Origin of the sequence: Defluviitalea phaphyphila (assembly GCF_001466305.1) — a bacterium.
GTDB lineage: Bacteria > Bacillota > Clostridia > Lachnospirales > Defluviitaleaceae > Defluviitalea_A > Defluviitalea_A phaphyphila.
In genome coordinates, this window is record NZ_JWID01000003.1 from 176,731 (window position 1) to 191,737 (window position 15,007).

Annotated in this window: 12 protein-coding genes; 1 reads left to right on the top strand and 11 read right to left on the bottom strand. The window is 27.7% G+C overall.

Annotated features, from left to right (window positions below; genetic code table 11):
• Nucleotides 1–155: 155 nt before the first annotated feature.
• The 8 genes from OM90_RS03550 to OM90_RS03585 form a co-directional block, all read right to left on the bottom strand.
• The gene (locus OM90_RS03550; RefSeq protein WP_058485513.1) at nt 156–944 is read right to left on the bottom strand and encodes a DUF1189 domain-containing protein; all 789 of its coding nucleotides are present in this window, start codon (nt 942–944) and stop codon (nt 156–158) included.
• A 123-nt stretch (nt 945–1,067) separates the two neighbouring features.
• Nucleotides 1,068–2,231, bottom strand: a complete 1,164-nt coding sequence (locus tag OM90_RS03555) for a phosphoglycerate dehydrogenase (protein ID WP_058485514.1) — start codon at nt 2,229–2,231, stop codon at nt 1,068–1,070.
• Between the two features lie 10 nt (nt 2,232–2,241).
• A complete protein-coding gene (serC, locus tag OM90_RS03560) occupies nt 2,242–3,324 on the bottom strand; it encodes a 3-phosphoserine/phosphohydroxythreonine transaminase (protein ID WP_058485515.1) in 1,083 nt (360 codons plus the stop codon).
• Nucleotides 3,325–3,483: 159 nt separating this feature from the next.
• Nucleotides 3,484–4,419 carry an ornithine carbamoyltransferase gene (argF, locus tag OM90_RS03565; protein ID WP_058485593.1) on the bottom strand — a complete coding sequence of 312 codons (936 nt, stop codon included), beginning with the start codon at nt 4,417–4,419 and terminating at the stop codon, nt 3,484–3,486.
• A 51-nt stretch (nt 4,420–4,470) separates the two neighbouring features.
• Complete coding sequence (gene carB / locus OM90_RS03570; RefSeq protein WP_058485516.1) at nt 4,471–7,665, bottom strand: carbamoyl-phosphate synthase large subunit; 3,195 nt, start codon at nt 7,663–7,665, stop codon at nt 4,471–4,473.
• Nucleotides 7,658–8,725 (bottom strand): glutamine-hydrolyzing carbamoyl-phosphate synthase small subunit, encoded by a 1,068-nt coding sequence (gene carA, locus OM90_RS03575; protein WP_058485517.1) that lies wholly within the window; start codon nt 8,723–8,725, stop codon nt 7,658–7,660. Before carA ends, carB begins: the two co-directional genes overlap by 8 nt.
• 2 nt (nt 8,726–8,727) lie before the next feature.
• A complete protein-coding gene (locus OM90_RS03580; protein ID WP_058485518.1) occupies nt 8,728–9,918 on the bottom strand; it encodes an aspartate aminotransferase family protein in 1,191 nt (396 codons plus the stop codon).
• Nucleotides 9,919–10,084: 166 nt separating this feature from the next.
• A complete protein-coding gene (locus OM90_RS03585; RefSeq protein ID WP_058485519.1) occupies nt 10,085–10,651 on the bottom strand; it encodes an HD domain-containing protein in 567 nt (188 codons plus the stop codon).
• Nucleotides 10,652–10,792: 141 nt separating this feature from the next.
• Between OM90_RS03585 and OM90_RS03590 the strand changes: the two genes are divergently transcribed.
• Nucleotides 10,793–11,659: a patatin-like phospholipase family protein gene (locus OM90_RS03590; protein ID WP_058485520.1), complete on the top strand. Its 867-nt coding sequence runs from the start codon at nt 10,793–10,795 to the stop codon at nt 11,657–11,659.
• A gap of 22 nt (nt 11,660–11,681) precedes the next feature.
• On the opposite strand, the gene OM90_RS03595 is transcribed toward OM90_RS03590, so the two are convergent.
• The 3 genes from OM90_RS03595 to argJ form a co-directional block, all read right to left on the bottom strand.
• Nucleotides 11,682–12,605, bottom strand: a complete 924-nt coding sequence (locus tag OM90_RS03595; RefSeq protein ID WP_058485521.1) for a cation diffusion facilitator family transporter — start codon at nt 12,603–12,605, stop codon at nt 11,682–11,684.
• Between the two features lie 141 nt (nt 12,606–12,746).
• Nucleotides 12,747–13,607 (bottom strand): acetylglutamate kinase, encoded by an 861-nt coding sequence (gene argB / locus OM90_RS03600; RefSeq protein ID WP_058485522.1) that lies wholly within the window; start codon nt 13,605–13,607, stop codon nt 12,747–12,749.
• An 11-nt stretch (nt 13,608–13,618) separates the two neighbouring features.
• Nucleotides 13,619–14,839 carry a bifunctional ornithine acetyltransferase/N-acetylglutamate synthase gene (gene argJ / locus OM90_RS03605; protein ID WP_058485523.1) on the bottom strand — a complete coding sequence of 407 codons (1,221 nt, stop codon included), beginning with the start codon at nt 14,837–14,839 and terminating at the stop codon, nt 13,619–13,621.
• Between the last annotated feature and the right edge of the window lie 168 nt (nt 14,840–15,007).

Genomic DNA, 15,007 nt, shown 5'->3' on the forward strand with positions numbered 1-15,007 from the left:
CTCCTACATTTATGTTAATATTTCTACATTTAAAATATTATATGTTAAATATAACATTTTTTCAAGAAAAATAGCAGTATAATATCTATACTGCTATTTTTTATTTTCAAATAAATATTAATGGCTCTCTAACTAAAATTATGTATTTAAATATTTTAAGACAAATTTACTTCTTTTTCTTTTTTTATTTCAGTAATAGCTTTTATCATATAGAATATAATTACTCCGTAATAAATAAATAATAATAATAAATAAAAAAATGGAATTTCAAATGATAATTGATTTATTGCGACTTTTATTATGGAAGATAATGTCATAGAATAAACTCCTATTTTATATATTGCTTTATATCTTAGATTAGCTTTATAAATCTCATTTATAATTAATCCAATCAAGCTAACAAATAAAGAACCTATTAACTTTCCTATAATAACTGATAATACTGTTCCCAAACCATAAATAGGCATTAATATCAATTTAAAAATAAATAAAAAATTTTTGAATTTTTCTTTATCAAATTCTGCATATTTTATTTCATTAAATGAATAAACCTCTTGTATACTAAATCCATTTTTAAATAATATTTGTTTTCTTGTAATTAATAAACCTGTATTATAATCATTAATTATGTCTTTATTAATTCCTTCTCTAGTATCAATAATAATTACACTATCGTCACTATTTAGTATAATCGGCATCTTTGTATTTATATTTAACTCTCCATTTTTTATAATAACATCTGGAATATTTTCTTCATACTCTTTCATTTCTTCATTGATTTCATAAAGAGGTTTTATAATACTTATTATACCTAAAATAAATGATAATAATATTAAGTAACCGATAGCTTTTCCTACAGATTCTTGTACTATAACTTTATAAAAACTAAAATCTGATAAGCTTTTTTCTACTCTTTGTAAAAAATTAATTTTTGCATTTTTCATAACATTCCCCCTATACTTTTCCTACTATTTTTGGTATTAAAAATATTATATGTTAAATATAATATTTTTTCAAGTATATAAAAAAGAAGCTATCTCAGAATGATTTCTGAAATAGCTCCTTTTTTATATACTTCTAACCAAAACAATTCCATTGATTCCTTTTAATTTTTCTACAACTTCTTTATTTACCTTTTTATCACAATCTATTATAGTATACGCCCATTGTTTTTTACTTTTATTTACCATATCCATAATATTAACATCAGCGTTTGCAAGAATTGTAGCAATTTGTCCAACCATATTAGGAATATTTTTATGAGCTACAACTATACGATTATCAGTAGACCTCTCTTTTTCACAGTCTGGAAAGTTCACTGAATTTTTAATATTACCATGTTCCAAATAGTTTCTTAGTTCTTGTACTGCCATTATTGCACAGTTATCTTCTGATTCGGGAGTAGAAGCACCTAGATGAGGAATTGTAATAACATTTTCTACATCAAGTAAATCTTCACTTGGAAAATCTGTTACATAAGTTGATACAATTCCAGATTTAATAGCTTCTTTTAAATCACAATTATTTACTAATTCTCCTCTTGAAAAATTAAGAAGTTTTACTCCTTTTTTCATTAAAGCAAAAGTATCTTTATTAAACATATTTTTCGTTTCATCGAGTAAAGGAACATGAACTGTGATATAATCACATTCACTAATTAATGCTTCTAAACTAACTGCTCTATTAACTGCTCTTGATAATCCCCAAGCAGCATCTACAGAAATATAAGGGTCATATCCTTGTACATCCATTCCAAGGGAATGAGCTGCATTAGCTACCAAAACTCCTATTGCTCCTAATCCAATTACACCTAATTTTTTACCCATTATTTCTGGTCCTGCAAAATTTTTTTTCCCTTTTTCTATTAATTTAGGAACTTCTGCTCCTTTTCCTTTTAAACTTTTTGTCCACATAATTCCATCTACAATTTTTCTAGAAGAAAGTAAAAGACCTGCTAAAACTAATTCTTTTACTCCATTAGCATTGGCGCCAGGAGTATTAAAAACAACAATTCCTTTTTCAGAACATTTATCTATTGGAATATTATTTACTCCAGCTCCAGCTCTTGCAATTGCTTTTAATGAATCTGGAAGTTCCATATCATGCATTTTTGCGCTTCTAACCAATATTCCATCTGGTTCATTAAAATCGTCTGAAATCTCATAATTATCCTTTGGAAACAATTCTAATCCTTTTTCAGAAATATTATTTAAAGTTTTTATTTTAAACATACTTACCCCCCTAACGATTTTCTATTTCAAATTCTTTCATAAATTCCACTAATGCCTTTACTCCTTCAATAGGCATAGCATTATAAATACTAGCTCTCATTCCTCCAACAGTTCTATGTCCTTTTAAATTAACTAACCCTTTTTTAGCCGCTTCTTTAACGAATTTTTCATCTAATTCTTTAGAATTTGTAACAAAAGGTATATTCATTAATGAACGGTCTTTAGGAACAACAGTACCTTTATAAAAATTAGAATTATCTAAAAAATCATATAAAATAGACGCTTTTTCTTTATTTATTTTTTCTAAAGCAGATACTCCACCCATTTTTTTTACCCATTCAAAAACTAGTTTTGCTATATAAATACTATACGTTGGAGGGGTATTAAACATAGATCCATTATCTGCATGAGTCTTATAATTAAACATAGTGGGTGTAATGTCCATTGCATGTCCTATCAAATCTTCACGTATAATAACAACAGTAAGTCCTGCAGGTCCCATATTTTTTTGTGCTCCTGCAAAAATTACTCCAAATTTAGTAACATCATATTCTTCAGAAAGAATATTAGAAGACATGTCAGCAACTAAAGGAATATCCCCTGTATCTGGAATTTCAGTATATCTTGTTCCATAAATTGTGTTATTAGTAGTTATGTAAAAATAATCTGCATCTTTAGAAAAAGTATTTGGGTCTAATTCTGGAATATAATTAAAAGTTGAATCTTCAGATGAAGCAACTATATTTACTGTCCCATATCTTTTAGCTTCAGCAATAGCTTTTCTAGACCATTGTCCTGTATTTACATAATCAGCTTTTTTACTATTTCTAAAAAGATTTAAAGGAACCATAGCAAATTGACTAGATGCTCCCCCTTGTAAAAAAAGCACCTTGTAATTATCTGGAATATTCATGATTTCTCTTAACAGACTTTCCGCTTCATCAATAATATCTTTAAAATCCTTTGAGCGATGGCTCATCTCCATTACAGACATTCCTGTATCACCATAAACAACTAGTTCCTTTTGGGCCTGTTTTAATACTTCTTCTGGAAGCATAGAAGGTCCTGCTGAAAAATTATAAACTCTATTCATTTTACCCCTCCTAAACAATAATTATTTTAAATTATTTGATATTTTGATAACAATGTTTGTTGAAAATTATATCTAAAAATATAAATTTAGTCAATGTATTATTATTTTATATTGTTTCAAACTTTTATAAGATAAATTTAATTCTTAAAATAATAACTTTTAAGATAATGTGGCAACCATTACTGCTTTTATAGTGTGCATTCTATTTTCTGCTTCATCAAATACTACAGAAGCATCACTTTCAAAGACTTCTTCCGTTACTTCATTACCTTTTACTGCAGGAAGACAATGCATAAAAATAGTTGTATTTTTTTCTGTTTTCTTCATCAATGAAGTATTAACTTGATAAGGTTTTAAAAGTTTAATTCTTTCTTTTGCCTTTTCTTCTTCTCCCATAGAGCACCATACATCTGTATAAATTACATCTGCTCCAATCACTACAGAATTAACATCTTCTGTAATAGTAATTTTAGCTTCTGATTTTTCTGCGAATTTTTTACATTCTAAAACAAGTTCTTCTTTTGGCCATAAATTCTTAGGAGCAGCTATAGAAAAATCCATACCCATTTTTGAGGCTCCTATCATTAAACTATTGGCCATATTATTTCTTCCATCTCCTACATAAACAAAACGAATACCTTTTAAATGCCCAAATTTTTCTTTTATTGTTAAAAAGTCAGCAAGAACTTGTGTTGGATGATAAAGATCCGTTAATCCATTCCAAACTGGAACTCCACTATATTTAGCTAATTTTTCTACTGTTTCTTGCTTAAATCCCCTAAATTGTATTCCATCAAACAATCTTCCTAATACTCTTGCAGTATCTTCTATAGATTCTTTATGTCCTAATTGTATATCATCTTTTCCTAAATATTCTGGATGAGCCCCTTCATCAATACATCCTATTGTAAAAGCACATCTTGTTCTAGTTGAAGGTTTCTCAAAAATTAAAGCTATATTTTTTCCTTTTAGAAGTTCTCCTCGTATTCCCATTCTTTTTTTTCTTTTTAAATCTTCTGCTAAATCTAATAAATATTCAATATCTTTAAAAGTAAAATCTTTTAAAGTTAATAAACTCCTGCCTTTTAAATTTATTCCCATTATGTTCCTCCTTAAATAAACTATTATTTAAAATCTATTTTATATTTACATATAGTAATCTAAAGTATCATAAGTTAAAGAATTTTTAGAATTATAAATTTTATAAGCTAATATATAAGCTTTTATTGTATCTAATGAAGTAAAACATGGGATTTTCATTTGTTCTGCTGTAGTACGAATTTTAAATCCATTTTTACTTGGATCTCTTCCCTGAGTTGGAGTATTAAGAACAATAGATATTTCTTTATTTTTCATCATTTCATAAATTGTATCAAAATTATTTATTGAAATTATTTCTACTTCTATACCACAATTTTTAAAATATTTTGCTGTTCCATCAGTTGCAATAATTTCAAATCCAAAATTTATAAAATCTTTTACTATTTTTAAAGCTTCTTCTCTATCTTTTTTTCGTAAAGATACAAAAACTTTACCTTTATTAGGAAATGTATATCCTGCTCCACTAAAAGCTTTGAACAATGCTTTGTCATAAACAGAATCTACTCCTAATACTTCGCCTGTGGATTTCATTTCAGGAGTTAAGGCAACATCTACATTATGAAGCTTTTGAAATGAAAATACAGGAGCTTTAACAGCAATTAAATTGGTTGATTTATAAAGACCAACTCCATATCCTTGATCTATTATTTTTTCTCCTAAAATAACTTTTATTGCCACTTTAACCATGGGTATTTTGGTTACTTTACTTAAAATAGGCACTGTTCTAGAAGCTCTTGGATTAACTTCTATTACATATACTTTTTCATCTTTTACTACAAATTGTATGTTCATAAGTCCTATTACTTGTAAAGCTTTAGCTATTTTTTTAGTGTATAAAATTATAGTATCAATAACTTCTTTAGAAAGAGTTTGAGATGGATATACACAAATACTATCGCCAGAATGAACTCCTGTTCTTTCAATATGTTCCATGATTCCTGGAATAAGTATATCTTCTTTATCTGAAATAGCATCTACTTCTACTTCTTTTCCTTCTATATATTGGTCAATTAAAATAGGATGTTCTGTTGAAATAGAAGCTGCTTCTTTTACATATTCTATTAATTCTTCTTCTGAATACACTACTTGCATAGCTCTTCCACCAATAACATATGAAGGCCTAACTAATACCGGATATCCTATTTCTTTTGCAGCATTTATAGCTTCATCCATATTAGTTACTGCACATCCTTTAGGTTGTGGAATATTAATTTCACGAAGTAATTCTTCAAAAAGTTTTCTATCTTCAGCCATATTTATAGAATCTACCGATGTTCCTAATATTTGTACTCCTCTTTTTAAAAGCTTTGGTGCTAAATTAATTGCTGTTTGTCCTCCAAATTGCACAATAACTCCCTTAGGCATTTCTTTTCTAATAACATTATAAACATCTTCAATATATAAAGGCTCAAAGTAAAGTTTTCCTGCAGTATCAAAATCTGTACTTACAGTTTCAGGATTATTATTAATAATTATAGATTGATAACCAGCTTCTTCAATAGCCCAAACTGCATGAACAGAACAATAATCAAATTCTATTCCTTGTCCTATTCTTATAGGTCCAGAACCTATAACAATAATCTTTTCCTTCTTACTTATTATATTTTCATCTTCTTGTTCATAAGTGGAATAATAATAAGGAGTATTTGATTCAAATTCAGCCGAACAAGTGTCAACCATTTTGTATACTGGATACATATTGTGAGCTCTTCTTAAAGTATCTAACATGGAAATAGGTTGTTTTGATAATGATTGAATTTCTATATCAGTAAATCCCATCTCTTCTGCTTCTTTTAATAATTCTGCAGTTAATGGTTCTTTAGAAAGTTTTTTCTCAAGTTCTATTATATGATTTATTTTATGTAAAAACCATTTATCAATCTTTGTTATATCATAAATAATATCAATATTTATTCCTCTTCTTAAAGCTTCAGCTACTACAAAAATTCTTTGATCATCTGGAATATTTAACTTATCTTTTATTTTTTCATCAGGTAGTTTTGCTAAATCTTCTCTTCTTAATCCTGTATCTTTTCCTTCTAATGAAATAACAGCTTTTAAAAAAGAACTTTCAAAATTTCTATCAATTGCCATAACTTCTCCTGTAGCTTTCATTTGTGTTCCTAATAACCTATCCGCATAACTAAACTTATCAAAAGGCCATTTAGGAATTTTAGTTACTACATAATCTAAAGTAGGTTCAAAAGAAGCTTTAGTTTTTCCTGTAACATAATTGGGGATTTCATGCAAGTGTAATCCTATGGCAATTTTAGCTGCAATTTTAGCAATAGGATATCCAGCAGCTTTTGAAGCTAAAGCGGAAGACCTACTTACTCTAGGATTTACTTCTATTACTACATACTCCATACTATTTGGGTTAAGGGCAAACTGTACATTACAACCTCCTTCTATCTTAAGAGCACGAATAATTTTAATAGCAGAACTTCTTAGCATATGTACCTCTTCGTCTCTTAATGTTTGACAAGGAGCTACAACAATACTATCTCCTGTATGAATTCCTACAGGGTCTATATTTTCCATATTACATACAATAATACAAGTATCATTACTATCTCGCATAACTTCATATTCTATTTCTTTCCATCCAGCAACACTTTGTTCTAAGAGGGCTTGATGAATCCTACTATGCATTAATCCTTTATAGAGAATTTTCTCTAATTCTTCCATATTATTAGCAATTCCTCCACCAGTCCCTCCTAAAGTATATGCCGGCCTTACTATTATAGGAAAACCTATTTCTTTTGCAAATTTTACTCCTTCCTCTATAGAAGATACTATTTTACTTTTTGGAATAGGCTCTCCTATAGCTTGCATTAATTCTTTAAACTTTTCTCTATCTTCTGCATTTTGAATAGCATCTAAAGATGTTCCTAAAAGTTTTACATTATATTTATCTAATATTTGTGCTTCTTTTAATTCTACAGCAAGATTTAACCCTGTTTGTCCTCCTAAAGTAGGAAGCAGACCATCAGGTCTTTCTTTATCAATAATATAAGAAAGAGCTTCTATATTTAAAGGCTGTATATATACCTTATCAGCTATATTTTCATCAGTCATAATAGTGGCAGGATTACTATTTACTAAAACAACTTCTATTCCTTCTTCTTTTAATGCTTTACAAGCTTGAGTCCCTGCATAATCAAATTCTGCGGCTTGACCAATAATAATAGGACCTGAACCAATTACTAATACTTTTTTTATGTCTTTATTCTTAGGCATTGTCTCCCTCCTCTACTAAATCAACCCAATGTTTTAAAATTATACTGGCATCATTAGGACCTGGCCCTGCTTCAGGATGAAATTGAACCGCATTAATATTTAATCCTTTATTGCAAAATCCTTCTACGGTAGAATCATTTATATTAATATGAGTTATTTCTATTTCTTTTGTGATACTATCTTTTACAGCATATCCATGATTTTGAGCGGTTATCATAATTTTATTAGTTCTTAAATCTAATACTGGATGATTTCCTCCTCTATGCCCAAATTTCATTTTATAAGTATCTCCTCCTAAAGCTAAAGCAAGAATTTGATGCCCTAAGCATATTCCAAATAATGGGATTTTGCCTATTAATTTTTCAGCTGTATTAATGGCAACTTTTACATCTTTAGGATCTCCAGGGCCATTAGAAAATAAAACAGCATCTAAATTATAAGAAAGAATTTTTTCATAAGATGTATCCCATGGGAATATGGTAAGAGAACATCCAAGATTTTTTAATTGTTTTTCTATACCTTTTTTTAATCCTAAATCAATTATTCCTATATGTTTACCCTTCCCTTTTATATTTTTTATATCTTTTATAGATACATTAGATACAATATTTTTAGGAAATGAATATTCTTTTAATTGTTTTTTTATGTTATCATCTATTTTTTCTGTTGTTAAAACACAATTCATAGTACCTTGATTCCTAATTTTTTTAGTAAGCATTCTGGTATCAACATTAGAAATAGCAAATATTCCTTCTTTTTTTAAATAATCTGATAAATTTTCTTCGCTTTTCCAATTACTATCATGTTTAGAATATTCTTTAACCACAAATCCTCTAACTTGTATTTTATTTGATTCAACATCTTCTTTGTTAACCCCATAATTACCTATAAGGGGATAAGTCATTACTACTATTTGCCCTGCATAAGAAGGATCTGTAAGAATTTCTTGATATCCTGACATAGATGTATTAAAAACAATTTCTCCAAATACCGTTTTATTTGCTCCAAAGGCTTTACCTTTAAAAACTGTTCCATCCTCTAGTAATATATATGCGTCCATTTTTAAACCCCCTTTAAAACTTCCTCAAGTATATCTATTGCTTCATTTATTTCATTTTCTTTTATTATAAGAGGGGGAACGAATCTAATAACATTCGACCCTGCTCCTACAAGTAATAACCCTTTTTCAATACAAGATTTAATAATATCTCCTATAGGAATGGATAATTCAATACCTTGCATCAATCCTATTCCTCTAACATCTATAATTATGTTAAATTTTTCTTTTAAATTTAAAAGTTTTTCTCTTAAATATTTTCCTTGTTCTTTTACATTTTTTAATATATTATCATTAATTAAAGTATTTAAAACTATTTTAGCTGCTGTACATGCTGCTGGATTTCCTCCAAAGGTAGAGGCATGGTCTCCTGGTTGAAATACAGAAGAACATTTTTTATTTGCCATCATAGCTCCAATAGGAAATCCTCCTCCTAATCCTTTAGCAAGACAAATTACATCTGGAAATACTTCATAAGCTTCATAAGCAAACAAATAACCTGTACGACCTATTCCACATTGAACTTCATCATACATAAGCAAAATATTTTTTTCATCACAAAGTTCTCGTATATTCTTTAAAAATTCTTTATCAGCTGGTCTTATTCCGCCTTCTCCTTGAATAGGTTCAAGAAGAATAGCACAAGTTTTATTAGAAATTATTTTTTTAACTGATTCAAAATTATTATACTCAGCATATAATATTCCATCTAAAAGAGGATTTAAATCCTTTTGATATTTACTTTGTCCTGTTGCTGTAATAGCTCCCATAGTCCTTCCATGAAATGATTGTTTCATAGTTATTATTTCATAACAATCTTCGCCATGAAATTTTTTACCGTATTTTCTTGCTAATTTTATAGCACTTTCTACAGCTTCTGCTCCACTATTACAAAAGAAAACCTTGTCGAAAATACTATTTTTTATTAAAATTTCTGCTGCTTCAATATTAGGAATATTCCAATATAGATTAGAACAATGTATTAAATTTTTCATCTGATTATAAAGAGCATTTATTAAGGTTTGATTTTTATATCCTAAACTATTAACGGCAATTCCTGAAACAAAATCTAAATATTTTTTACCATCAATATCTTTTAAATATACTCCTTCCCCATCGGATAATGTTATAGGAAATCTATTATATGTATTCATAATTACATTTTTACCTCGTTCTATCCATTTATCTTGTGCCATATATATCACTCCTCTATATTAACTTAAATTCAATACCTTTTATATCTTTTTATAATTATACATCTATTTGTTTTTTTATGCAATAATTATCCTTTAATTCTTTTGAAAATCATAATTATTATGCATAAATATAAAGACCTGTGAAAACTCACAGGCCTTTATAAATTTATATTAAACTTTCTCCTATTTTATTTAATTCTTTTTCTCTTTCTACTAATGCTTCTATCACTGTTTTTATATGCTCATCCATTTCTACTCCTAATTCTTTAGCCCCTTGTTTTACAATTTCTCTATCTACTCCTCTTGCAAAAGCTTTATCTTTTAATTTTTTCTTAATTGATTTTACTTTTATGCCTTCAAAACTTTTATTAGGTCTAACTAATATGTATGCTATTATAAAACTAGACAACTCATCTACTGCATAAAGCACTTTAGCTAAAAGAGTCTCTCTTGGCGTATTAGTATTATCGGCATGTCCTTTTACAGCATTTATAATATCTTCTGGATATCCTTTTTCTTTAAGGATCTCTACTCCTTTTAGAGGATGTTCTTTAGGATACATTTCATAATCTAGATCATGAATAAGACCGGTAATTCCCCAATATTCTACATCTTCATTATATTTTTTGGCATATCCTCGCATAGCAGCTTCTACAGCTAAAGCATGCTTTATTAAACTACGAGATTTGGTATATTCCATTAATAAATTTAAAGCTTCTTCTCTTGTAACCATAAATATCATCTCCTTTTATATTTAATTAAAAATTTAATTATTTTTTTTTAATATGTCAATATTTTTTAAGCTAAATACTTGACAATTTTTAAAAATATATTTATTATTACAAATTGTTACAATATTTTAGGAGGTAAGCCTATGAAAAAAATTGGGTTGGTATTAGAAGGAGGAGGAATGCGTGGCTTATATACTTCAGGAGTGCTAGATTTTTTCATTGATAATAACATATATTTCTCATATATAATAGGAGTTTCTACCGGAGCTTGTAATGCTATTTCGTATATTTTAAAACAAAAAGAAAAAAGCAAAGATATAAATGCTAATTATGTTAGAGATAAAAAATATATTAGTTTTAAAAATTTAATTAAAGATAAGGAACTTTTTGAAACTAAATTTCTTTTTGAAGATATTTCTAATAAATTATGCCCTTTTGATTATAATGCTTTTTATAATTCAAAAGAAACAGTTGTTGTATGTACAACTAATTGTAATACTGGTAAACCTATGTATTTTTATAAAAATAAATCTGATAAATTTTTTGAAGCTATTAAAGCATCTATGAGCCTTCCATTTGTAAATAAAATAGTTAATTTAAATGGATATCCTCTATTAGATGGTGGAATTACAGATGCTATTCCTATTAAAAAATCTATATTTGACGGCAACAGTAAAAATGTAATTATTCTTACTAGACACAGAGGATATAGAAAAAATCCTACTGAAATAAAAAAAATAGCAGATAAATTTTATCCCCAATATCCAAAATTAATAGAAGCACTTTGTAATCGTCATATTATGTATAATAAAACATTAGAATATATTAGGATGCTAGAAAGAATAGGAAAAGTGTTTATTATCGCTCCGTCTGAACCTTTAAAAGTAAACAAAATAGATAGAAATCCTAAAAAACTTGCTGATTTATATAAAAAAGGTTATAAAGATGCTGAAAAAATATATTTTAAATTAAGTCAATGGTTAAAAAAACAGATAGAACTATTAAGTTAAATAGTTCTATCTGTTTAATATATTATTTTTCTAACATATCTTCTGTTAATCCAAAACTCTCATCGTGTTCTACATTCCCTATAGGTTCAACATGAACTATAACATCATATACATTTTCTACATTTTCTTTTATACTTTTTTCTACTTCCATTGCTATTTTATGTCCATCTAATACATTCAAATTTCCATCTACTTCAATATCTGTGTCCACAATATAAAAATTAGCAAGTTTTCTTACTCTTGTACGATGAGGATTATAGGCTCCTTTTATAGAATCAATAGCTCTAAATATTTCTTCATATATTGTCGTATCTTCAACTCCATCCATTAACTCTATATTTGTTTCTATAACTATATCATAAGCTACTTTTATAATCCATAAACTTATAATAGTTGCTGTTATAGAATCTAATATTGGAAGATTAAACCAAAATGTAAACATAAGACCAACTAATACACTACTTGAAATAATAATATCATTTCTCATATTTTGCCCATTAGCTATAAGCATAGAACTATTTGTTTTCTTCCCTACTCTATATTGATAAAAAGCTAAAAATATTTTACCAATAATAGAAATAATAGTTATATATATGGATATATTAGAAGGCACTTCTATAGTTTTTTTAAAAAATATCTTACTTATTGAATTCATAAAAAGTTGCGCTCCTGCGAAAAAAATAATAAAAGCTAGTATAATAGTTGCTATTGTTTCTGCTCTATGATGACCATAGGCATGTTCTCTATCCGGTGGCTTTGATATTATTTTAGCAGCAAATAAAGTAATAATACTTATTACAATATCGGTAGATGAATCTATTCCATCACCTATTAATGCCATACTTCTTGAAATTATTCCAAATATTATTTTAAGTAAAGCTAATATACTGTTTCCTATAATTCCAACCCAGGAAGCTTTCGTAATTTCTTTTTTTCTATCTTGCATTATATAACTCCTTTTTTAATTATATACATATTTTTATACATATAGCTATTATAATACAAAAAATTAAAATCAAAGTAAATATAAATAAAAAAAAAATTTATTCTTTTAATAAAAAAAGTGCGTCTTATACGCACTCTTCCTTTATTTTTCAATCATAGTTCCTACACCTTTTTGAGTAAATATTTCAAGAAGTAAACAATGCTCTACCCTACCATCTAATATATGAACTGTTTCTACTCCTTCTTTTACTCCTTGTACACAACATTCTACTTTTGGAAGCATTCCTCCAGATATAATTCCGTTTTTAATATATTTATCAACTTCATTTATAGAGAGCCTAGAAATAATAGAAGAACTATCAGATACATCTTTTAGTACTCCTTCTACATCCGTTAGAAATACAAGTTTTTGAGCTTTTAAAGCTCCAGCTACTGCTACTGCAGCATAGTCTGCATTTATATTGTAAGAATTACCATTTTTATCAATGCCTATGGGAGCAACTACTGGTATGAAATCTGTTGCAATAAGTGTTTTAATTAATTTTGTATTAACATTTACTACTTCTCCCACAAAGCCAACATCTATTCCATTAACCATCTTTTTTTCTACTTGTAAAGTGGCACCATCTTTACCGCTAATGCCTACTGCATTAATTCCTTGATTTTGAATATGACTTACTATACTTTTATTAACTTTCCCTGCTAAAACCATTTCTACTATTTCCATAGTTTCTTTATCTGTAACCCTAAGACCATTTATAAATTCAGACTTTTTATTCATTTTTTCTAAAGTCTTATTTATTTCTGGTCCTCCTCCATGAACAATTACAGGATTGATTCCAACTAATTTCATCAAAATAATATCTTGCATTACTGTTTCTTTAATTTTTTCATCAATCATAGCACTTCCGCCATATTTTATTACCACTGTTTTCCCATAAAACTCTTTAATATATGGAAGTGCTTCTATTAATATTTTTGCTTTTTCAATATACTGATTCATTTAATTCCTCCTCACGTCCTATATTCTGCATTAATTCTTACATATTCATAACTTAAGTCACATCCCCAAGCTGTCGCTTCTTCTTGTCCTTCTTCTAAAAGGACAATCACTTTAATATCTTTTTCTTGTAATATTTTAAGAGACAAATCTTCATCAAAATTTAATGGTAATCCTTTTTCTATTAGAGTGATTTCTCCATTTTTTGAAATAAATTTAATAGTTACTTTATTAGTATTAAAATTTACACCTGAATAGCCCATAGCACACATTATTCTTCCCCAGTTAGCATCTGCTCCAAAAAAAGCAGTTTTTACTAAATTAGAAGTAATAATAGATTTAGATAAAATACGAGCATCATCTTTAGTTTTTGTTCCTTTTACTTTTACTTCAATAAATTTTCCTGCTCCTTCTCCATCTTTTACTATTTGTTTTGCTAAATAAGTATTTACATAATCAAAGGCTTCTTTAAAAATTTTATAATCTTCATTTTCAGTATCAATTATTTCGTTCCCTGCTGCTCCATTAGCTAATACTAAAACCATATCATTTGTACTAGTATCACCATCTACTGAAATCATATTATAAGAATCCACAACACTTTCTTTTAATGTTTTTCTTAATAGTTCCTGTGAAATATTTAAATCCGTTGTTATAAAAGAAAGCATAGTTGCCATATTAGGATGAATCATTCCTGAACCTTTAGCCATCCCTCCAATTGTTATAGTTTTCCCTTGTATATTAAAAGTTACAGCTATTTCTTTAGGAAAGGTATCTGTTGTCATAATTGCTTCTGCTGCTTGTTTAGCACTTTCTCTTGAAGAATTTAAATCAATAACAGTTTTTTTTATTCCTGTACAAATAATATCCATAGGTAATGGGACTCCTATTACTCCTGTAGAAGCAACTAAAACTTCTTCTTTTTTTAAATTAAGACAATCTGCCACAGTTTGAGCCATTTTTATAGTGTCGGCCATACCTCTATCTCCTGTACAAGCATTAGCATTTCCACTATTGACAACAATAGCCTGTATATTTTCTTTTTGATTAATAAGTTTTTGATTCCATAAAACTGGTGCTGCTTTTACTACATTAGTAGTGAAAGTAGCAGCTGATTTTGCTGGAATTTCACTATAAATTATGGCTAAATCTTTTCTTTTTCTTTTAATTCCTATATAATTTCCTGTTGCCTTAAATTTTTTAGGACTAGTTATTCCTCCATCAATTATTTGCATAATTATCTCCCCTTAAAATAAAAAAATTCATACATCACTATTATAATTCTATATACTTCTATTTTAAAATTAACATTCAACTTTAAATAATTATACATTGTTATGAAATTTTATGCAAGTATTTTTTAAAATATACTTGCATAAAAAGTTTATAATGTGTATAATTAT